The organism is Pantoea dispersa (assembly GCF_019890955.1).
Classification (GTDB): Bacteria; Pseudomonadota; Gammaproteobacteria; order Enterobacterales; family Enterobacteriaceae; genus Pantoea; species Pantoea dispersa.
On sequence record NZ_CP082346.1, the window covers coordinates 229812 to 251842 of the forward strand.

Genomic DNA, 22031 nt, shown 5'->3' on the forward strand with positions numbered 1-22031 from the left:
TGTGTCGCTAAGACACAGATAAGGGTTCGTTTCACATCGTATTGCCTGCAGATACTGCAAAGAAAACATTTATTTCGTTTTGATTGAATTATGAAATAACGGATATTGGATCTGCCTCGCAAAAATTTCATATTTCGTTTCATCCAGCCACGCTGCGGCGCTGACCCTCTCGCTGACTGCTCGTCCTGCTAATCTCCCTGCTGCTGATTACGGGCGCAGGCAGCATAGGCATTGTCATCAGGCCCGCACTTTGCGCCAGTCCGCTAACGCTGGCGGAAAAATGCGATCCAGGCCGCTAAAAGTAAATTTTCCAAAAAGAACTATTTGAAAAATTTATTTCACTGTAATAGCTTCATAGCACGCTTTCCGTATTGCCTGATCGGGCGCGACCCAGACTGACCCGCGGCCTGCAGGGACCTTACACATCAAAGAGGCAACGACATGACTATCGTAGGAAACTTTATCGGCGGCAAAATCACGCACAGCGCCAGCAACGAAACCATTCCGGTCTACGATCCGGCGACCGGCAAAGTGATCCGCGAACTGACGCAAAGCACGGCGGCAGAAGTGGCGCAGGCCATCGAGGTCGCCCATGCGGCGTTTCCGGAATGGTCAAAAACGGCGCCGCTGCGTCGTGCCCGCGTCATGTTCAACTTCAAAGCGCTGATGGAAAAACATCGCGATGAACTGGCGGCACTGATTGTTTCTGAGCACGGTAAAGTCTGGTCCGATGCACTGGGTGAGCTGACGCGCGGCATCGAAGTGATCGAATTTGCCTGCGGCATTCCGCACCTGATCAAAGGGGAAAACTCACCGAACGTCGGTTCCGGCGTTGACAGCTATTCGCTGATGCAGCCGGTGGGTGTGGTTGCGGGCATTACGCCGTTCAACTTCCCGGCGATGGTGCCGCTGTGGATGTTCCCCATCGCGCTGGCGTGCGGTAATACCTTTGTGCTGAAGCCGCCGGCGCTCGATCCTTCTGCCTCGGTACGCATGGCTGAACTGCTGAAAGAAGCGGGGCTGCCGGATGGCGTGTTCAACGTGGTGCACTCCTCAAACGAAGACGCCGAGCAGCTGTATAAAGATCCGCGCATCGCGGCGGTCAGCTTCGTCGGCTCGTCCGGCGTGGCCGAGCACATCTACAAAACCGCCAGCGCGCATGGCAAACGCGTGCAGGCCTTCGGCGCCGCGAAAAACCACGCCATTGTGATGCCGGATGCCGATCTGGATGCCACCGTGAACGCCATCATGGGCGGTGCTTTCGGTTCTGCCGGGGAACGCTGCATGGCGCTGCCGGTGGTGGTGGCGGTTGGCGACGATACAGCCGATAAACTGATTTCGCGCCTGACGCCGCTGATCAAAGCGCTGCGCGTGGGGCCAGGCATGCAGCAGGGTGCCGAAGAGAATGAAATGGGGCCGGTGGTATCCGCTGCGCACCAGAAGAAAGTGCTGGGCTACATCGACAAAGGTGAGCAGGAAGGCGCGACGCTGGTGGTTGACGGACGCGGCGTGAAAGTCGCGGGCCATGAAGAGGGCTACTACGTTGGCGGTACGTTGTTCGATAACGTCACGCCGGAGATGGTGATTTGGCGCGAAGAGATTTTCGGACCGGTGCTGAGCATCATGCGCGCCAGCGACTTCGACAGCGCGCTCCAGCTGGTAAATAGCCACGAATTTGGTAACGGCAGCGCCATCTTCACCAGCAACGGCCACACCGCCCGTGAATTTGTGCACAACGTGGAAGCGGGCATGGTGGGTGTCAATGTGCCGGTACCGGTGCCGATGGCGTTCCACAGCTTTGGCGGCTGGAAGCGTTCAGTGTTTGGTGCGCTCAACGTGCACGGTCCGGACGGGGTGCGTTTCTACACCCGCATGAAAACGGCAACCGTGCGCTGGCCGAGCGGTCAGCAGACCGTTTCTGAATTCAGCATGCCAACGCTGGGTTAATGTCGCGCAACAGGAGAAACAGGATGTCACTGATTTCAAAAGTGCAGCAGCCGGACAGCCACGGGCGTATCCAGCACGTGACGCCCGAGAGCGCCGGCTGGGAATACGTGGGCTTTGACGCTTATCTGCTGAAAAAGGGCCAGACGCTGCGGTTAAGCAGCGGCGAGAGAGAGCTGTGCCTGGTGCTGGTGGCCGGTCTGGCGTCGGTGAAAACCCGCGATGCAGAATTCCCTGGCATCGGTAAGCGCCTGTCGCCGTTTGAGCGCACGCCGCCTTACTCGGTTTACGTGCCGCATCATGATGAGGTTGAAGTCACTGCCGACAGCGATCTGGAACTGGCGGTGTGCAGTGCGCCGGGCAGTGGCAATCTGCCGGCGCGGCTGATTGCACCGCAGGATGTTGGCGTGGAGCACCGTGGCAAAGGGCGCAACCAGCGCCTGGTGCATAACATCCTTCCGGATAATCAACCGGCCGACAGCCTGCTGGTGGTGGAAGTGTATACCGACGAGGGCGCGACCAGTTCGTACCCCAGCCACAAGCACGATGAGAAGGACAGCCCGGACGAAACCTATCTGGAAGAGACCTATTATCACCGTTTCGATCCTGAGCCCGGTTTCGCCATGCAGCGCGTGTACACCGACGACCGTTCGCTCGACGAGTGTATGGCCCCGTATAACCGCGATGTGGTGACGGTGCCGCGCGGGTATCATCCGGTGGCGACGCTGGCCGGTTACGATAACTATTATCTGAACGTGATGGCCGGGCCGGTACGGCTGTGGAAATTTACCTGGGAGAAGGATCACGCCTGGGTGAACAGCGAGCAGTATCCGCGCCGTTAATCAGGTGTCCGCGCGGTCGCCGGAAATGCGCACCAGGTTAAACGGCGCACGCAAGCATATAAACGTGCACAGCCGTAGGGTGCGCATTGATGCGCACCAGGTTAAACGACACACGCATTCACTGATGCGCACAGATAAAAAAAGGCAGCCAGATGGCTGCCTTTTTTCTATTCGGTACCTGAGGTTTATTCGCTGCTGCTGTTATTCAGTGCCAGCGACACCGCCAGGGTTTGCGCCAGGCACAGCGAGGCCACCTGCGAGCGGAAGCCATCCACCTGCGCTTCGCGCACCACAAAACAGACATCGCTGAACGCCGCCAGTGGGCTCACCTGGCTGTCGGTGATGGCGATTTGATGCGCGCCACGTTTAGCGCCCAGCTCCACCAGTTCCACCGCTTCACGCGCATACGGCGAGTAGCTGATGGCGATGACCACGTCTTTCGGATTCACCATGCTGAGCTGTTCAGTGAACATGCCGCCCAGGCCATCAATCAGAAAAGCGCGACGCTCCAGATGGCGCAGCGCATACACCAGATACGAGGCCACGCTGAACGAGCGGCGCAGACCGATGATGTAGATGTTCTCCGCCTCGTTGAGCATTTTCACCGCTTTGTTCAGCTGGTCGGGATTCACCTGCATCGCCAGCTGCTGCAGCGCCTGGCTGTTGACCATGGTAAAGACGTTGAGGATCTCCACCGGGCTCTCCGGTGAGCTGGCGCTGTCGTCGGTGGCCGTCTGGCGGAACAGGCGCGCCCGTTCGGTATAGTTCACGGTCTCTTCCATCAGGTGCTGACGAAAGACCTGTTTCATTTCGTTGAAGCCGCTAAAGCCGAACGCGTTGGCGAAGCGGATCAGCGTGGAGGGCGGAACATCCGCCTGCTGGGCGATAGAGGCGACGGTATCAAACGCGATGCTGTTGCTGTTATCAAGGATATAACGAGCCACCTGCTTCAGGCGTTTACTCAGCGTCTCGTAGCGACGACGGATATCGTCCTGTAACAAGGTTAATTGCGTTGGGTTATTGGTCATTACTTCGGCCCGTCAGAAAAGGAAATATGGCTGGATAATGAGCGCTATAGTACCAGATGGATGGAAAATTTCATTTGTTTGACGCTATCGTGAAGGCTATTTCATCGGTTTATGAATTGCCTCACAAAACTCAGGGGGTTGAGGGCTTTCCCTCACCCTAACCCTCTCCCGCAGGCGGGAGAGGGGACAGTCCGGAGCGGTCTGATCGGTCTGCCAGGCCTGGCACAATGCTTAACGACCTGCCTGAACGGCTCCCTCTCCCGGTGGGAGAGGGCTGGGGTGAGGGCATCCGCGCGCAACTCACTAAAAAGCGGCCCGTCAGGCCGCTTCTCAGTACATCCTCTTCAAATCCGTCAGCCGCGCGCGGCGCGCCAGTAGCCAATCAGGCGCAGATAATTGCCTTTCACGGTCTCAATCAGCGCTTTATCATCCAGCTCACCGTTCAGCCACTGGCGTGACGGCTGGCCAAAAATGGTGCGACCCACGGCAAAACCTTTCACCCACGTCGCCTGCGCGGCGGCGGCGAAGCCGGCTTTCAGCTTCTCTTCCGGCGCATCAAGGCCGAGTAACAGAATGCCGCGACAGTGCGGATCCTGCTGCTCAATCAGCTCGCCGATCGCCTGCCAGCTCTCCGCCGTCAGCGGTGGTAGCTTCCACCAGTCCGGCTGCACGCCCAGGCTATAGAAGTGGCTCAGCATGTCGTAATAGTAGGACTCGTTACGGTCCGGGTTGCTCTCCGGCAGAATCACTTCCAGCAGCAGCTCGTGCCCGCTTTTGTTACAGCTGCGCCACACGTCAAGAACCAGCTCGTCCTGCTCTTTACGCAGTTCAGCACTGTCATGGGGATGATAAAACACCAGGCACTTGACGACGTGTTCGGCCGGCCAGTCCACCAGCTGAGAGCCAATATTGCCGTGCTCAAGACGCAGTGGTCGTGAGCTCGGCAGCTCAATGGGCCGCCCAATCCACCAGTGCTTGCCGGTGATGGCGTTGAGCGCTTTCTGGCCGTATGTGGTATCCGCCAGGATGCCACTCTTCTCATTGAGACCGGCTTCGTTAGCCGCCTCCTGTGCCGCCTGCAGCAGCAGCAGTTTCAGTTGCGGAATGCGCTCCTCGCTGACACCCGCTTCGCGCGCCATATCGGCCAGCTGTTTACGGTGGTCAAAGGCGAACACATTCAGCTCCGGCCACTGCTGCTTACGCGTGGTAACGCGATGCAGATGATTGAGGCGCGCGTCCAGATCCGGGCGTTTCACCGCGTTATCGCGGCTGAGGAAATCGTCCAGCTCTTCTTTCGTTGGCATCGCCGGTGCACAGCCGTGACGGGATACCACCAGTGCGCCACAGGCGTTAGCGTAGCGGCACGCCTGCTCCCAGCTCTCATCGTTGAGCCAGCCGCGCAGCAGGCCCGACATAAACGCATCGCCGGCGCCCAGTACGTTGAGCACCTCAACGCGCACGCCGCTGTGCAGGCGCGTCTGTTCCCAGCTATCAGGAATCTCGCCCTCAAACACCACACAACCCAGCGGCCCGCGTTTGCAGACCAACGTGGCACTGCTGGCCTTACGCACATTTTTCAGCGCGGTCAGCGTATCGGTACTGCCACCGGCGATATGGAACTCTTCTTCCGTTCCGACGATCAGATCGAAATAGTGCACCACTTCCTGTAGCTGCTGCGTCACCTGGCCGGACTCAATGAAACGCGTTTCACCGTCACCCAGTGAGGTCAGACCCCATAGCACCGGGCGATAATCGATATCCAGCGCGGTACGCAGACCGTTGCGCCGGGCGATATCCAGCGCTTTCAGCACCGCCGCCCGCGTGTCCGGATGCGACAGGTGGGTGCCGGTTATCGCCACGGCGCGGGACGAGGTAATGAACTCTTCGCGAATGTCCTCGGGAACCAGCCCCATATCCGCACAGTTGTCGCGATAGAAAATCAGCGGAAAGGTCTCTTCGTCTTTGATGCCGAGAATCACCAGCCCGGTCAGGCGCTGCTTATCGGTGATCAGCCCGTCAGTATTACAGCCCACGCGCTGCAGCTCTTCACGCAGGAAGCGGCCATTGTGTTCGTCACCGACGCGCGCCAGCATCGCCGACTTCAGCCCCTGGATCGCGGTGCCATAGGCTACGTTGCCGGAAGAGCCGCCGAGGTATTTGTTAAAGCTGGTCATATCTTCCAGGCGCGAGCCAATTTGCTGGCCGTAAAGATCGACGGCGATGCGTCCAATACAAATCACATCAAGCCGCTTCTGTTGTGTACTCATACTGATGGTTTCCTTCTGTGATAAGCAGACACGGCGGGCGCTGCCGCCCACTATCAAGCGCAATGCTTCCGGGGTCTCAGGGTGCCTGACTGGCTATGTGGGCAGTATGAGGAATGAAAATTCCAAATACAATATGAAATGAAACATCCATCGCGATTTTGTGAGCCAGGTAAAACTCTGGTGCCGCTACCTTTCCCGCCCTTTACGGCTTGCCCGTTTCGCGGGTGCTCTGCCTTGTGAGCCAGCTCGCAGGAAATGATGACGGATGAGAGGAAGCTGCTGACGTGAAATGAAATTTCGTTATGATGACTGAGGCATAGCAGGCTGTTTCACTTTGCTGTCATCCCGTCCCGTCATCGCTCGCGTTTCAGCGCCGAATTTGATCTTCATCGCAAAATGAAATGTTTCTTCTGTAATCAGGTTTAATGGAAAAAACATTTGTTTATAATCGCCACACGTTTCACTTAGCGTCGGGCGCGTTTTCACCGCCGACCCGAACCGCGTCGTACCCCCTGAGCGGGTACCACATGTAAAGGAAGAAGCATATGGGCACTATCAGACTGACTACCGCACAGGCGCTGGTGAAATTTCTGGATAACCAGTACCTGAACGTTGACGGCGTTGAAACCAAATTCGTGCACGGCATCTTTGCTATTTTCGGCCACGGCAATGTGCTCGGCCTCGGCCAGGCACTGGAGCAGGACAGCGGCGATTTACAGGTGTATCAGGGCCGTAACGAGCAGGGTATGGCGCACGCTGCCATCGGTTTTGCCCGGCAGTCGCTGCGCCGTCAAATCATTGCCTGTACCTCTTCCGTCGGACCGGGTGCCGCCAACATGATTACCGCGGCAGCCACGGCAACAGCCAACCGGATTCCACTGCTGCTGCTGCCGGGCGATGTGTTCGCCACGCGCCAGCCGGACCCGGTGCTGCAGCAAATCGAGCAGAGTCACGATCTCAGCATCAGCACCAACGATGCCTTCCGCGCAGTGAGTAAATACTGGGACCGCGTGAGCCGTCCGGAGCAGCTGATGACCGCCTGTATTAATGCGCTGCGCGTGCTGACCGATCCGGCGGAAACCGGGGCGGTAACGCTGGCGCTGCCGCAGGATGTGCAGGGCGAAGCCTGGGATTTCCCGGAATACTTCTTCCAGAAACGCGTGCATTTGCTTGACCGGCGTCTGCCGACGGCGGCCCAGCTGGACGCGGCGCTGGCATTGATTGCGCGTAAGCACAAGCCGCTGATTGTAGTGGGTGGCGGCGTGAAATACTCCGATGCCGGTCAGGCGCTGCTGAGCTTTGCCGAGCGTTTCAATATTCCGTTTGCCGAAACGCAGGCCGGCAAAGGCACCATCGTTTCCGACCATCCGCTGAACGTGGGCGGCGTGGGTGAAACCGGCTGTCTGGCGGCGAACCTGCTGGCTAAAGAGGCCGATCTGGTGATCGGTATTGGTACGCGCTATACCGATTTCACCACGGCTTCAAAATGGATTTTCCAGCATCCGGAAATCAGCTACCTCAACATTAACGTCAACAACTTCGACAGCTACAAGCTGGATGGCGTGCAGCTGCTGGCGGATGCACGCGAAGGATTAACCGCGCTGGAAGCCGGACTGAACGGCTTTGAGAATCACTGGGGTGGCCAGATTGAACAGGCGCAGAGCAAGCTGCTGAAAGAGACGCAGCGCGTGTACGCCGCCACTTTCAACACCGATGACTTTATTCCGGAAATCGCTGACCACATCGATCGCACCGCGCTGTTCGCCGAGTTTGAGCGTTTGACAAAGTCGGTGCTGACGCAGAGCAGCGTGCTGGGCACCTTAAACGAACAGCTGCCAAAGGATGCGGTGATTGTCGCCGCCGCCGGCAGTCTGCCGGGTGACCTGCAGCGCGTATGGCGCACCAAAGATTACAACGCGTATCACGTTGAGTACGGCTACTCGTGCATGGGTTACGAAGTGAATGCCGCGCTGGGCGTGAAGCTGGCACAGCCGCAGCGCGAAGTCTACGCCATGGTGGGTGACGGCTCATTCATGATGCTGCACTCCGAACTGGTCACCTCGATTCAGGAAGGGGCGAAAATCAACGTCATCCTGCTGGATAACATGACCAATGGCTGCATCAACAACCTGCAGATGGAACACGGCATGGACAGTTTCAACACCGAGTTCCGCTTCCGTAATCCGCAGGGCGGCAAGCTGGATGGCGGCTTAGTGCCGGTTGATTTCGCGGCGATAGCCGCCGGCTACGGCTGTAAAACCTACCGTGTCACCACGCTGGAGCAGCTGAAAGCGGCGCTGGAAGATGCGCAGCAGCAGACGGTTTCGACCCTGATTGACATCAAAGTGCTGCCGAAAACCATGGTGCACAAATACTTCAGCTGGTGGCACGTCGGCGTGGCGCAGGCTTCCACCTCAGAGCGGACGCAGCAGGTGGCCGACAAGCTCAATCAGCATATTCAACAGGCGCGTAAGTACTAACCCTTTTCAGGCCGGCGCTGCCCGGCCCGTTTTACCCTACTTATCCGACTCTACAGGTGTAATTATGACGCTCAAACTCGGTGTAATCGGTACCGGCGCAATTGGTCAGGAACATATTCGTCGCTGCAACAACGTGCTGCAGGGCGCAAAAGTGGTGGCGGTTTCAGACATCAATGTGGAAGGTGCACGCGCGGCGCTGCAGCGGCTGAATATCCAGGCCGAAGTGTATCAGGATGGTCATCAGGTGATTAACTCGCCGGAAGTGGATGCCGTGCTGGTGACCTCGTGGGACCCGACGCATGAAGAGTTCACGCTGGCCGCGATTGCCGCCGGGAAACCGGTGTTCTGCGAGAAGCCGCTGGCGCTGAGCGCGGAGGGCTGCCGTCGCATTGTCGACGCCGAGATCGCGCACGGCAAACGTCTGGTGCAGGTAGGCTTTATGCGCCCGTATGATGCCGGCTATCGCGCGCTGAAAAAGGTGATCACCGACGGTGACATCGGCGAGCCGCTGATGCTGCACTGCGCCCACCGTAATCAGAGCGTCGGCGAGAATTACACCACCGACATGGCCATCACCAACACCCTGATTCACGAGCTGGATGTCCTGCGCTGGTTGACCGAGGACGATTACAAGAGCGTGCAGGTGGTGTTCCCGCGCACGACCTCAAAGTCACACGCGAAGCTGAAAGATCCGCAGATCGTGCTGTTTGAAACGCAGAAGGGCATCCGCATCGATGTGGAGATCTTTGTGAACTGCGCGTACGGCTATGACATTCAGTGTGAAGTGGTGGGCGAAGAGGGCATCGCCAGACTGCCGGAGCCATCGGCCATTCAGATGCGCAAAGATGCCCGCCTTGGCAACGCGCTGCTGACCGACTGGAAAGATCGCTTTATCGACGCCTACGACGTTGAGCTGCAGGCGTTTATCAATGATGTGAAAGCAGGCCAGCTGAGCGGGCCTTCCGCCTGGGATGGCTTTGCCGCCTCGGTGGCTGCCGATGCCTGCCTGAAGGCGCAAACAAGCGGCGCGATTGAGCCCGTTGCCATGCCGCCACGTCCGGCGTTTTACCAGAAATAATCAGGCGCGTGCGCTAAACCTATCCACGGCAGCGGATTACCGCTGCCTCTCTGTATCAGGGAGCTTAAAATGAACCAAGAGAACGTCAAACTGGCGATTGCGCCGATTGGCTGGACCAACGACGACATGCCGGAACTCGGCAGCGAAAATACTTTCCAGCAAACGGTCAGCGAGATGGCGCTGGCGGGTTTCACCGGTAGCGAAGTGGGCAGCAAGTATCCGCGCGATCCGGCGGTGCTGAAGCCGATGCTGGATATCCGCGGTATGCAGATTTGTAACGCCTGGTTTAGTACCTTTTTTGCCAACGGTGACAAAGCGAAAACCATCGATCAGTTCATCAATCACATGAATTTCCTGCACGCCATGGGCGCGCGCGTGATTGGCTGCTCGGAACAGAGCAAAAGCATTCAGGGCACGTCGCTGCCGGTGCTGGAGCAGAAGCCGGTTTTCACGGACGAAGAGTGGCGCCTGACGGCAGAAGGTTACAACGAACTGGCGGCGATCGCAGCGCAGAAAGGGATGCGCGTGACGCTGCATCATCACATGGGCACCGGCATTCAGACGCCAGCCGAGATCGACCGTTTTATGGCAATGACCAACGATAACGTCGGTCTGCTGTACGACACCGGCCACATTTACTACTCCGAAGGATCACAGCAGGTGATGCTGGATGTGCTGACCCAACATCTGCCGCGTATTTTCCACGTGCATCTGAAAGATGTACGTGACAGCGTGGTCGCAGAGGTGCGCGCAAACTCGCTGTCGTTCCTCGACGGAGTGAAGAAAGGCACCTTCACCGTACCAGGCGATGGCGTGATCGATTTCAAACCGGTATTCAAAATCCTTGATGATTACGGCTACAAAGGCTGGATGGTCGTCGAAGCGGAACAGGATCCGGCCATCGCTAACCCATTCGAATATGCAGTGAAAGCCCGTAAATATATTCGTGACAATGCCGGGCTGTAAGTTTGCGTGTTAATTAGCGCAATGAATTGCGCCGCTACGGTAAATTCGGCAGTGACTTTCGTCATTATCGACCGCACACACTGTAGCGGCGCGATTTATCGCGCTATGTATCAATTGCCCTTCTGCAATCGACTCATTTCATTGTCTTTATTCACTGTGTAACTTCCTGAATCCAGTGAGAACATCACGCCACCATCCTGCGTCCGCTGAATTTTCATCAGTAAATTTTTATCCAGACAATTAGCAGGGGGTTGCATTTGCTTAAAGCAAATGCGGTCCTTTTTTTCTAATGGCTGATATCCCTCACCTAATGCATAAAAATAATAGGTAATAGAGCCATTTTCATTAAAGGCTTTAATATTGTATTTTAATGTTATTTGCTGCTGGTGACTCAACCACCACCTTATTTTTTCATCGTCAGAATAAGGCAGGTGATCGACGATAATTGATGCAGAATAGTAATCCTGGTGAACGTCAATGACGTTAACTTCCCTGAAATTCAGGTAGCAATATATGCCACTGGCTAATGCAATAAGCAGAATTAATCCTGCCCATGTCTTCCTGTTCATTAACGGCCGCCTTCAATATCTATCACAGCATCCATGTTCGTCAGAAAAGGACGAAAGCCAAATTTATCATAACGTTGTAAGGTGAACCATATCTTAAAAAACTGAAATTGTCTGAATTTATGCTTGTGAATATCATGCGTATCCAGACCGAAATGATCCTGTCCGCTGAAGCGCATTTTTGCCCTCCAGCGCGCACCATTAACGTCAAGACTCAATATGTCAATTTTGGTAGCATAAACATCATGAACAGTAATGCCTAAACCATTTATTTTATCCATAATTAATGAATCGAACTTTGGCAGGATCGAGTTATTAATGGCAGAATTAATATCACCTATATTTTTCAATGGCAGGCCTTTGATACCATAATCAATATTAACATTGAGCGTATCAATTATGGCTTTGTGTGTACTGTTTATGCTTCTGTCGTTCATAATTTTGTCCCGATATGCCATATCCAGCGACAAATCCCGAAACGGCAGGCCGCTGGAGCGCATAAAATGCTCCAGCATCTTATTTATCAGGAAACGTTGCGGGCCAACAAGCGCGAAAGGTAATGACGTGGTTTGCATCTCAGCAAACAGCAGCCTGGCGCACTCCAGCGGTGAAAGCTTTTCGCCAGGTTTCGCATAAGCACCAGCAAAGCGCGACTGGGGATTATGGAAGGGATGCAGCCGCGTCATACTCCACGGGTCGACCACATTGGAAATGTGGGTGAGGCCGAATTCGTTTTTCATCCGGCGTTCACAGATATCGCCGTAGCGCATATCGTCAGCGCCATAGTCATTAAACATGCGCTGTGTGGTGAAGATATTGAGCGGAAAAGTGGCTAAAGCCATGCGTGATGCTCCCTGTCACTGACGAGTCCGTTAATCCAGTCGCGGATTATTTAGTCAGTAAGCGGAGCGGTGAGAATTGATCTGGTGCAGTGTCTTGTGTGAATAACCTCTCGCCGACACAAAAAGAGAAAAAACAAAAACCCCGCGCGGTGGCGGGGTTGAGGACAATGCTTAAGGCGATTACGAAGCCAGCGACAGCGCCGGTTTCTGGCCGTTTTCTGCCAGCCAGTCGCGGATGCGCGCCTGTTCGGCTTCGCTCAGCCACATACCCTGCTTGGTACGGCGCCAGATGGCGTCGTCCAGCTCGCGCACCCACTCGTGTTTCACCAGGTAACGCAGTTCGGCTTCATAGAATTCGTGGCCAAAGTTTTCACCCAGATCTTCACGGCTCTTCGCGCCTTCCAGCAGCACTTCAGTACGGCTGCCGTAGGTGCGGGCAAAGTGACGCGCCATGCCTTCGCTGATGAACGGATAGTGACGGCGCAGACTGGCAGCGTAATCTTCACGCGTACCGGAGAAATCACCGCCTGGCAGCACGGCGTTTTTGGTCCACGCCGGACCGGCATCAGGGTAGTATTTCGCCAGTTTCTCCAGCGCATGCTCCGCCAGCTTGCGATAGGTGGTCAGCTTGCCGCCGAACACGGAAAGCAGCGGTGCCTGGCCATTGTCGTCGTGCACGTCCAGCGTGTAATCACGGGTGATCGCCTGCGGTGAATCGGATTCATCATCGCACAGCGGACGCACGCCGGAGTAGGTCCAGACGATGTCGTCACTGGTCAGTTGCTTTTTAAAGTGCGCGTTATACACCTTCAGCAGGTAGCTGATTTCATTGTCATCGATTTTGACATTTTTCGGATCGCCTTTGTATTCGACGTCGGTGGTACCGATGATTGAAAACTCATCCATCCACGGAATCACAAACACGATACGGTTATCTTCGTTCTGCAGAATGTAAGCCTGCTTTTCGGTGTGCACGCGCGGCACCACGATATGGCTACCTTTGATCAGGCGAATACCGTACGGCGATTTCAGCTTCAGGCCATCGTCAAAGAACTGCTTCACCCAGGGGCCGGCGGCGTTAACCAGCCCTTTGGCGCGCCAGGTGTAGGTTTTGCCGGTATCGACGTCTTCCGCTTCCACCATCCATAGGCCGGCTTCACGCCAGGCGCGGGTAACGCGGGTGCGGGTGCGTACTTCGCCGCCCTGTTTCACCACTTCCTGCGCGTTAAGCACCACCATGCGCGCATCGTCTACCCAGCAGTCGGAATATTCGAAACCGCGCGTAATTTCAGGCTTCAGGGCCGATTCCGCGCCAAAACGCAGACCTTTACTGCCTGGCAGCGTAGTGCGCTTACCGAGGCGATCGTACATAAACAGGCCCATGCGGATCATCCACGCCGGACGCAGATGCGGGCGGTGTGGCAGACGGAAACGCATCGGGAAGGCGATGTGTGGCGCCATTTTCAGCAGCACTTCACGTTCGGCCAGCGCTTCGCCCACCAGACGGAATTCGTAATGTTCCAGATAGCGCAGGCCACCGTGAATCAGCTTGGAACTGGCAGAGGAGGTTGCACAGGCCAAATCCCGCGCCTCCAGCATCAGCACTGACAGGCCGCGTCCTGCAGCATCCACTGCAATGCCGGCACCGTTGATGCCGCCGCCGATCACGATCAGGTCTTTGGTTTCCACGTCATCTCCTCCGATGTTCGGAATAGTTCTAAAATGTTCGTTTTCGAGCGTAATAATAATCGGAAACCAACATTGACGCCAGCGCTTAACTCAATAAAAACATTCTTGCGTGATATAGCTAACATTTCGGCAGGAAAAAAATCACATATCCACAGGATTTGTCAGGTTATAGCGGCGGCTTATCAGGGTAAACTAACGCCAATTGATGACGAGGTAATGAGAGACCCATGGAAACCTTCGAGTGTATTAACGTCCTGCAGGCTAACGAGCATCTGGCACAGGGAGCGCAACTGGTAGACATCCGCGATCCGCAAAGTTTCGCCATGGGCCACGCCACTGGTGCCCAACATCTGACCAATGACAACCTGGCGACGTTCATTGCCGGCGCCCGGCACGACCAGCCGGTGCTGGTGATGTGCTATCACGGTAACAGCAGTAAAGGCGCGGCGCAGTTCCTGTTAAGCCAGGGCTTTAGCGACGTCTACAGCATCGACGGCGGTTTTGATGCCTGGCGCGCGGCGTTTCCGACGCAGGTCGCCACCGGCAGCCTCTGATTGACCGATTAAAGGAAGGAGAGCACCGCATGATGCGCATCACCCAGTTTAACCAGCCGCGCATGGCGCAGGCGTTTGTGGATTACATGGCGACGCGTGGCGTCACGCTACGCATTGAGCGCGAAAGTCACTGTGTCATTGTGCTGGATGACGACAGCAAGCTGGAGATGGTCGAAAACGAACTCGCGCAGTTCGTGCGCGATCCCAACCATCCACGCTATCAGGCGGCGAGCTGGCACAGCGGTACCACCGACAGCGGTCTGCGTTATGAGCGTGGCAATATCTGGGCAAACATTCGCGAACGCGCGGGCCCGCTCACGCTGACCATCATGATCGCCTGCGTGGCGGTGTTTATCCTGATGCAGATTGTCGGCGACGATGTGGTACTCGGCTGGCTGGCCTGGCCGGCGGATTCCTCCCAGTATTTTCAGGTGTGGCGCTGGTTCAGCCACGCGCTGTTGCACTTCTCGCTGCTGCACATTCTGTTCAACCTGATGTGGTGGTGGTATCTCGGCGGTGCGGTAGAGAAGCGCCTCGGCAGCGGCAAGCTGTTCGTTATCATGCTGATTTCAGCGCTGCTGAGCGGCTGGATGCAGGCGAAATTCAGCGGCGTGCTGTTTGGCGGGCTGTCCGGCGTGGTCTATGCGCTGATGGGCTACTGCTGGCTGCGCGGCGAGCGCGATCCCGAAAGTGGCATTTATCTCGAGCGCGGCCTGATTGGCTTCGCTATTGTATGGCTGGTGATTGGCTGGTACGGCGCCTTTGGCCTGTCGATCGCGAACGCTGCGCACGTCACCGGTTTGCTGGTGGGGCTGGCAATGGCGTTCGTTGATACGCGCAAACGCGCACGTCGCTAGCAGCAGGATAAAAAGAACACGGCCTTGAGCCGAGGAGAGAGATGTGAAGCAGACGCAACGTCATGACGCCATTATCGATCTGGTCCGGCGTCAGGGGTATGTCAGTACGGAAGAGCTGGTGGATCACTTTGAGGTCAGCCCGCAGACTATCCGGCGCGATCTGAACGATCTGGCCGATCAAAACAAAATTCAGCGTCATCACGGCGGCGCAGCGCTGCCTTCCAGCTCGGAAAACACCGCGTGGCAGGATCGCAAAATGATGTGGTCGGCGGAAAAGGCACGCATCGCCGAGCGTGTGGCGAGCCAGATCCCGGACGGTGCCACGCTGTTTATTGATATCGGCACCACGCCGGAAGCGGTGGCGCATGCGCTGCTCAACCACAACAATCTGCGTATTGTCACCAACAACCTCAACGTGGCGATTTTGCTGATGGGCAAGCCGGATTTCCGCGTGATCATCGCCGGCGGCGAAGTGCGCACGCGCGACGGTGGTATCATGGGGGAAGCCACGCTCGATTTTATCTCTCAGTTCCGGCTCGATTACGGCATTCTCGGCATCAGCGGTATTGATATGGACGGTTCGCTGCTGGAGTTCGACTATCACGAAGTGCGCACCAAACGCGCCATTATCGAGAACTCGCGCTGCGTGATGCTGGTGGTAGATCATTCGAAGTTTGGCCGTAACGCCATGGTTAACCTTGGCAACATGAGCCTGATTGATTACCTGTATACCGATCAAACCCCGCCGTTAAGCGTACTGAAGGTGATTGAACAGCACGAAGTCCATCTGGAGCTGTGCTGATTTCCCAGGTGCGCATCAATGCGCACCCTGTGAGGCACCTGGCCATCGTTACCGAACCGCACCCTTAGCGCATTGTGCCGTATTGTAGGGTCGCCATTGATGGCGACCAGGCCGCAGCGGCACGCCTTTTTTCACTGCATCTTCATTTCCCTGTCGCTTTTTTCAGCGTCCCCGGCTTAACTTACTCTTTCAGATTTGCGCTTGCCCGTGTTTACCGTTTCGGATGCAAAGGGATGCACTATGTCGCCGCTAAAATTCAATAAAACCCGCTTTGACGCCGCGCTGACCCGCCAGTGGCAGCAGCTCGGACTGACTTCCGCCCGGCAGATGACGCCGCATCAGTGGTGGCAGGCGCTCAGCCGGGCGCTGATGGAACTGCTCGCCGCACAGCCGCCCGTGCCGCCGAAAAGCGCTCAGCGCCACGTTAATTATCTCTCGATGGAGTTTCTGCCCGGCCGGCTGACCGGCAATAACCTGCTCAATCTCGGCTGGTATAACGAGGTGGCCGCCGCGCTGGCAGAGCACCAGGTTGAGCTGAATGAACTGCTGGAGGAGGAGGTCGATCCGGCGCTGGGCAACGGCGGTCTGGGACGGCTCGCGGCCTGCTACATGGATGCGATGGCGACGGTCGGCCAGCCGGCGATGGGGCACGGCCTCAACTATCAGTACGGCCTGTTTCGTCAGTCGTTCGTGGCCGGACAGCAGCACGAAGCGCCGGATGACTGGCAGCGCGATCGCTATCCGTGGTTCCGCCACAACGCGGCGCTGGATGTGCCGGTGGGGCTGGGCGGTAAGGTCAAAAAGCGCGACGACGGCAGCGTCGAGTGGCGTCCGGCACAGCAGCTAATCGGCCAGGCCTGGGATCTGCCGGTAATCGGCTATCGCAACGGCATCACTCTGCCGCTGCGCCTGTGGCAAGCCACCAGCGCGCAGCCGTTTGACCTGACGCTGTTTAACGCCGGGAAGTTCCTGCAGGCGGAGCAGCCGGGCATTGAAGCCGACAAGCTGACCAAAGTGCTCTATCCCAATGACAACCATGCGGCAGGTAAACGTCTGCGGCTGATGCAGCAGTATTTCCAGTGCGCCTGCGCGGTGAGCGACATACTGCGTCGTCACCGGCTGGCGGGCCGTGCGCTGCATACGCTGCCGGATTTCGAAGTGATTCAGCTCAACGATACCCATCCCACCATCGCTATTCCGGAGCTGCTGCGTCTGCTGCTGGATGAGCATGGCCTGAGCTGGGACGACGCCTGGCACATTACCAGCCGCACCTTTGCCTATACCAACCATACGCTGATGCCGGAGGCGCTGGAGCGCTGGCCGGCGAGCCTGCTGCGCGAACTGCTGCCGCGCCATCTGCAAATCATCAAACAGATCAATCGCCAGCTGAAGCAGCAGGTCAAACAGCGCTGGCCGAACGACAGTGCCCTCTGGCACAAGCTGGCGGTGGTGAGCGACGGTGAAGTGCGCATGGCCAATCTGTGCGTGGTGAGCTGTTTCGCCGTCAACGGTGTGGCAGCGCTGCACTCGCAGCTGGTGGTTAACGATCTGTTCCCGGAATATCACCAGCTGTGGCCACACAAGTTTCATAACGTCACCAACGGCATTACGCCGCGCCGCTGGCTGAAGCAGTGCAACCCCCTGCTGTCCGCACTGATTGACGACAGCCTGCAGGTGGAGTGGGCCAACGATCTCGACGCGCTGGAATGGCTGGCGCCGCTGGCGAAGAAGAAAAGCTTTCGCCAGCAGTTCCGCACCATCAAGCAGCAAAACAAACTGCGGCTGACGGTGTACATCAAACGCGTGACCGGCATCGATATCAATCCGGACGCGCTATTTGATGTGCAGATCAAGCGCCTGCACGAATACAAACGCCAGCATCTCAGTCTGCTGCACATCCTGCACTGCTATCGCCAGCTGCGCGATAACCCGGACAATCCCGACTTCGTGCCGCGCGTCTTTCTGTTTGGCGCCAAGGCGGCGCCCGGCTATTTGCTGGCAAAAAACATTATCTGTGCCATCAATAAAGTCGCGGAGGTGATCAACAACGACCCGCTGGTGGGCGATCGCCTGAAGGTGGTGTTTGTGCCGGATTACCGGATTACTGCCGCCGAATTGATGATTCCGGCAGCCGATCTCTCGGAGCAGATCTCCACGGCCGGTTACGAAGCCTCCGGTACCGGCAACATGAAGCTGGCGCTCAACGGCGCGCTGACCATTGGCACGCTGGACGGGGCTAACGTGGAGATTGCCGAGGCGGTCGGTGAGAAAAATATCTTTATCTTTGGCAACACGGTGGATGAGGTAAAAGCACTGAAGGCCGACGGTTACAGTCCGAAGAAACTGCGTAAGCACGATCGCTATCTCGACGGTTTGCTGAAGGAGCTGGAAAAGGGCAAATTCAGCGACGGCGACCGGCAGGCATTTGCGCCGCTGCTGGAGAGCCTGAGCAAACAGGGCGATCCGTGGCTGGTACTGGCCGATTTCGCCGCTTACATCGCGGCACAGCAGCGCGTCGAAGCGCTGTGGCGCGATCCGGAAGCGTGGACCAAAGCGGCGATTCTCAACACGGCGCATACCGGCCGCTTCAGTGCCGATCGTTCGATTCGCGATTATCAACAGCGTATCTGGCAGGCGGCGCGCTGAGCCGCCGGAAAATGACGCTGCATGCGTAATGTGCGCACGGCAACGAAGGAGACAACATGGCCATGAAGAAACTGGATCAGGCTGCACGGGATGCCGGTATCGCACTGAGTTTTATCAACAATAAAGGTGAGTCACAGACCATCAGCGACGACACCAAACGCGCGCTGCTGGCGCTGATGGACGCCCCGACGGGCAACGCGCCACCGCTGCCGCCGGTGCTGGTGTTCACGCCGCCCGGGCAGCCTGAACTGACGCCGCAGGGCAGCGACGACTACCGCTGGCAGCTGGTGAGCGAGCAGGGGCAGCACTATGACGGCACGCTGAGCGCGGGAGAAAGCCTGGCGCTGCCGGCAGAACTGCCCGAGGGCTACCATCAGCTCACGCTGAGCACTTCACGCCAGCAGTGGCAGACGCGCATTATCATCGCACCGGCGCGCTGTTATCTGCCGCCAGCGCTGGCGCAGGGGGAGAAGCGCTGGGGCGCGCTGGTGCAGCTCTACACGCTGCGCTCGGGGCGTAACTGGGGCATCGGCGACTTTGGCGATCTGATGCAGATGCTGGAGCAGGTCGCCGCTCACGGCGGCGATTTCATCGGTCTCAACCCGCTGCATGCGCTCTATCCGGCGCAGCCGGATCATGTCAGCCCATACAGCCCGAGCTCGCGCCGCTGGCTCAACGTGCTGTACATCGACATCAATCAAATCGACGAATTCACCCACAGTGACGCCGCCCAGCGCTGGTGGCACAGCGCGCCAACGCGCAAAGCGCTAAAACAGGCGCGCAGCGCGGCGTTTGTCGATTACCGCGCGGTGACGGCGCTCAAGCTGACTGCGCTGCGTTTTGCCTGGCAGCACGCACAGCCGCAGCTGACCCGGCAGCCAGCGTTTCAGCAGTTTCTGGCTGAAGGCGGCGATGCGCTGCGCTATCAGGCGGCGTTTGACGCCATCGTGGCGGCGCGCAGCCAGCAGCATCCCGATGAGTGGGGCTGGGAAAAGTGGCCGTCAGGCTGGCAGCAGGCGCAGCAGCCGGAGGTGCAGCAGTGGTGCGCGCAGCATGAGGACGACATTCTGTTCTGGAGCTGGCTGCAGTGGCTGGCGCAGCAGCAGTTCGCCGCCTGCTGGCAGCGTAGCAAGCAACTGGGGATGGCGGTCGGGTTATATCGCGATTTGGCGGTTGGCGTGGCACAGCACAGCGCGGAAACCTGGCAGGATCCGCAGCTGTATAAGCTGGGCGCATCGGTGGGGGCACCGCCGGATCCGCTTGGCCCGCTCGGGCAGAACTGGGCGCTGCCGCCGCTCGATCCACATGTACTGCGCGCGCGGGGCTATCAGCCGTTTATCGATCTGCTGCGCGCCAATATGCGCGATTGCGGGGCGCTGCGTATCGATCACGTTATGGCGCTACTGCGTTTGTGGTGGATTCCCTATGGCGAAGGTGCCGATAAAGGCGCGTATGTCGCCTATCCGGTGCACGACCTGCTGGCGATCCTTGCGCTGGAGAGTCAGCGTCAGCGCTGTATGGTGATCGGTGAAGATCTCGGCACCGTACCGCAGGAGATCGTCAGCCTGCTGCGCGATCGCGGCATTTTTTCGTGGAAGGTGCTGATGTTCGAGTGCGGGGAGGAGGGGCAGTTCCGGCCACCGGCAGCCTATCCGCGCCAGTCGATTGCCAGCGCCAGTACCCATGATTTACCGACGCTGAGCGGATTCTGGCATGCCGCCGATCTGCAATTGCGCAATCAGCTGGGATTGTTCGCCAGACGCAGCATGCTGAACGCGGCCATCGCCGAACGCGATGGGCAGAGAAAAGCGCTGCTGAAGGCGATGAGCGAGGCGCAGGCGATTGACGCACGCAGCAAAAACAGTGCGGGTCAGCGGCTGACGCCCGCGCTGAATCAGGGCGTGCACCGCTTTCTGGCGTTTACCGACAGCGCCCTGCTGGGGCTGCAGCCGGAGGACTGGCTGGGAATGGAGGCGCCGGTCAACGTGCCGGGCACGGTAGCCGAATACCCCAACTGGCGGCGCAAACTGCGCGTACCATTGGAGAAGTTGTTTCGTTACCGGAAAGTGCAGCGGCTGCTGGCGATCGTCAATGAAGGGCGTAAGAAGCAGTAAAACACGCGGCAGCCGGGGTGGCTGCCGCAGCTTCTATCAGTAGTAGGAGTGCTCGCCGCGCTGATGCTCGGTGAGATCGCGCACGCCTTTCAGTTCCGGGAAGGCGGCCAGCAGCTCTTTCTCGATGCCGTCTTTCAGCGTCACGTCAATCATCGAGCAACCGTTACAGCCGCCGCCGAATTGCAGAATGGCATAGCCCTCGTCGGTGATCTCCATCAGCGAGACGCGCCCGCCGTGGCTGGCCAGCTGCGGGTTGATCTGCGCCTGCAGCAGATACTCCACGCGCTCAACCATCGGTGCATCGTCCGACACTTTACGCATCTTGGCGTTCGGCGCTTTCAGCGTCAGCTGTGAACCGAGGTTATCGGTCACGAAGTCGATCTCCGCATCTTCGAGGTACGGCGCGCTCAGCTCATCGACATACGCAGACAGCTTGTCGAACTTCAGTTCGGTATCGGTGGCTTCGACCGCGTCCGGCGGGCAGTAGGAGACGCCGCACTCGGCGGTTGGCGTACCCGGGTTAATAACGAATACGCGAATCTGGGTGCCATCTTCCTGTTTTGACAGCAGTTTTGCGAAGTGCTCTTGCGCAGTATCAGTAATACGGATCATGGCGATTGCTCAATAGTTGACTAAAATACCTGGTTATAATACGCCCAACGCCGACGCTCTACAAGGTACGGCACAGGCATCCTATGTGTACGCTGGCCGCACCCTGCGCCAGTAATAAGCGGCTGATTTCCCCCACCGTGCTGCCGGTGGTCACCACATCATCGATAAGCAGGATGTGGCGTCCGCGCACCGCCATTTCAAGGCGAAACGCGCCACGCAGATTGCTTTTCCGGGCGCGGGCGCTGAGCGCATGCTGCACCGCACCGTGACGCACCCGGCGCAGCCCTTCGCGGTATTCACAGCCGAGCCAGCGCGCCAGCGGTTTAGCCAGCAGCGCGGCCTGGTTATAACCGCGCTGCCAGGCGCGGCGGCGATGCAGCGGCACGCTCAGCACCAGATCGATACGCGGCAACGGCTGCTGGCGGCGCTTTGTTAATAATTTTAACAAAAGCAGCCGCGCCAGCATCACCCTGAGTGCGGTTGCGCGCGAGAATTTGAGCTGCTGCACCCATTCGCTCAGCGGCGGCACATAATCACTCACGCAAGTGAGAGCGTGCCACGGCGGCGGCCGGCGCAGACAGCGTCCGCACGGCTGATCGCCACTGGCCGGCAGTCCGCAGCAGGGACAGAGCGCCGGCAGCGCCGGTAGCTGACGCAGACATACGCTGCACAGGCCGTGCCGGGCGATACGCAGCGGCAGACGGCATAGCCAACACAGGGCCGGGATTGCTAGCATAGCGACCT

The 22031-nt window shown here is 57.9% G+C and carries 17 protein-coding genes; 10 read left to right on the top strand and 7 right to left on the bottom strand.

Annotation, left to right across the window (positions count from 1 at the left end):
- Positions 1 to 441: 441 nt before the first annotated feature.
- Positions 442 to 1947 (top strand): CoA-acylating methylmalonate-semialdehyde dehydrogenase, encoded by a 1506-nt coding sequence (locus K7H94_RS01025; RefSeq protein ID WP_021507389.1) that lies wholly within the window; start codon positions 442 to 444, stop codon positions 1945 to 1947.
- A 23-nt stretch (positions 1948 to 1970) separates the two neighbouring features.
- On the top strand, positions 1971 to 2786 hold the full coding sequence (gene iolB / locus K7H94_RS01030) for a 5-deoxy-glucuronate isomerase (protein WP_058759327.1): 816 nt from the start codon (positions 1971 to 1973) through the stop codon (positions 2784 to 2786).
- A 185-nt stretch (positions 2787 to 2971) separates the two neighbouring features.
- Here iolB and K7H94_RS01035 read toward each other — a convergent pair whose 3' ends face one another.
- Positions 2972 to 3814, bottom strand: a complete 843-nt coding sequence (locus tag K7H94_RS01035; RefSeq protein WP_031279682.1) for a MurR/RpiR family transcriptional regulator — start codon at positions 3812 to 3814, stop codon at positions 2972 to 2974.
- A 353-nt stretch (positions 3815 to 4167) separates the two neighbouring features.
- Positions 4168 to 6081: a bifunctional 5-dehydro-2-deoxygluconokinase/5-dehydro-2-deoxyphosphogluconate aldolase gene (locus K7H94_RS01040; protein ID WP_058759326.1), complete on the bottom strand. Its 1914-nt coding sequence runs from the start codon at positions 6079 to 6081 to the stop codon at positions 4168 to 4170.
- 545 nt (positions 6082 to 6626) lie between these two features.
- On the opposite strand from K7H94_RS01040, the gene iolD reads away from it, so the two are divergent.
- The 3 genes from iolD to iolE all read left to right on the top strand — a co-directional run bounded on the left by iolD (position 6627) and on the right by iolE (position 10605).
- Positions 6627 to 8561, top strand: a complete 1935-nt coding sequence (gene iolD, locus K7H94_RS01045; RefSeq protein WP_222951524.1) for a 3D-(3,5/4)-trihydroxycyclohexane-1,2-dione acylhydrolase (decyclizing) — start codon at positions 6627 to 6629, stop codon at positions 8559 to 8561.
- 64 nt (positions 8562 to 8625) lie between these two features.
- A complete protein-coding gene (gene iolG / locus K7H94_RS01050) occupies positions 8626 to 9639 on the top strand; it encodes a bifunctional inositol 2-dehydrogenase/D-chiro-inositol 1-dehydrogenase (protein ID WP_021507394.1) in 1014 nt (337 codons plus the stop codon).
- A gap of 69 nt (positions 9640 to 9708) precedes the next feature.
- Entirely contained in the window at positions 9709 to 10605 is an 897-nt protein-coding gene (gene iolE / locus K7H94_RS01055; protein WP_058770955.1) for a myo-inosose-2 dehydratase, read from the top strand.
- A 110-nt stretch (positions 10606 to 10715) separates the two neighbouring features.
- Here iolE and K7H94_RS01060 read toward each other — a convergent pair whose 3' ends face one another.
- From K7H94_RS01060 to glpD, 3 genes are all read right to left on the bottom strand, one after another.
- On the bottom strand, positions 10716 to 11174 hold the full coding sequence (locus K7H94_RS01060; RefSeq protein WP_222951525.1) for a DUF943 family protein: 459 nt from the start codon (positions 11172 to 11174) through the stop codon (positions 10716 to 10718).
- On the bottom strand, positions 11174 to 12013 hold the full coding sequence (locus K7H94_RS01065) for a DUF3289 family protein (RefSeq protein ID WP_058770957.1): 840 nt from the start codon (positions 12011 to 12013) through the stop codon (positions 11174 to 11176). The genes K7H94_RS01060 and K7H94_RS01065 overlap by 1 nt, the downstream gene beginning before the upstream one ends.
- Before the next feature lie 180 nt (positions 12014 to 12193).
- Positions 12194 to 13702 (bottom strand): glycerol-3-phosphate dehydrogenase, encoded by a 1509-nt coding sequence (glpD, locus tag K7H94_RS01070; protein WP_222951526.1) that lies wholly within the window; start codon positions 13700 to 13702, stop codon positions 12194 to 12196.
- 227 nt (positions 13703 to 13929) lie between these two features.
- Between glpD and glpE the strand changes: the two genes are divergently transcribed.
- The 5 genes from glpE (at position 13930) to malQ (ending at position 20675) form a co-directional block, all read left to right on the top strand.
- The gene (gene glpE, locus K7H94_RS01075; protein WP_021313438.1) at positions 13930 to 14256 is read left to right on the top strand and encodes a thiosulfate sulfurtransferase GlpE; all 327 of its coding nucleotides are present in this window, start codon (positions 13930 to 13932) and stop codon (positions 14254 to 14256) included.
- Positions 14257 to 14288: 32 nt separating this feature from the next.
- On the top strand, positions 14289 to 15113 hold the full coding sequence (glpG, locus tag K7H94_RS01080; protein WP_058759383.1) for a rhomboid family intramembrane serine protease GlpG: 825 nt from the start codon (positions 14289 to 14291) through the stop codon (positions 15111 to 15113).
- A 43-nt stretch (positions 15114 to 15156) separates the two neighbouring features.
- On the top strand, positions 15157 to 15915 hold the full coding sequence (locus K7H94_RS01085) for a DeoR/GlpR family transcriptional regulator (RefSeq protein WP_058759319.1): 759 nt from the start codon (positions 15157 to 15159) through the stop codon (positions 15913 to 15915).
- A 240-nt stretch (positions 15916 to 16155) separates the two neighbouring features.
- Positions 16156 to 18561 carry a maltodextrin phosphorylase gene (malP, locus tag K7H94_RS01090; protein ID WP_222951527.1) on the top strand — a complete coding sequence of 802 codons (2406 nt, stop codon included), beginning with the start codon at positions 16156 to 16158 and terminating at the stop codon, positions 18559 to 18561.
- Between the two features lie 56 nt (positions 18562 to 18617).
- Positions 18618 to 20675, top strand: a complete 2058-nt coding sequence (gene malQ, locus K7H94_RS01095; protein WP_222951528.1) for a 4-alpha-glucanotransferase — start codon at positions 18618 to 18620, stop codon at positions 20673 to 20675.
- A gap of 36 nt (positions 20676 to 20711) precedes the next feature.
- Here the strand turns inward: malQ and nfuA are convergent, their stop codons facing one another.
- Entirely contained in the window at positions 20712 to 21287 is a 576-nt protein-coding gene (gene nfuA / locus K7H94_RS01100; RefSeq protein WP_021507402.1) for a Fe-S biogenesis protein NfuA, read from the bottom strand.
- A 58-nt stretch (positions 21288 to 21345) separates the two neighbouring features.
- Complete coding sequence (gene gntX, locus K7H94_RS01105) at positions 21346 to 22023, bottom strand: DNA utilization protein GntX (RefSeq protein ID WP_059011196.1); 678 nt, start codon at positions 22021 to 22023, stop codon at positions 21346 to 21348.
- Between the last annotated feature and the right edge of the window lie 8 nt (positions 22024 to 22031).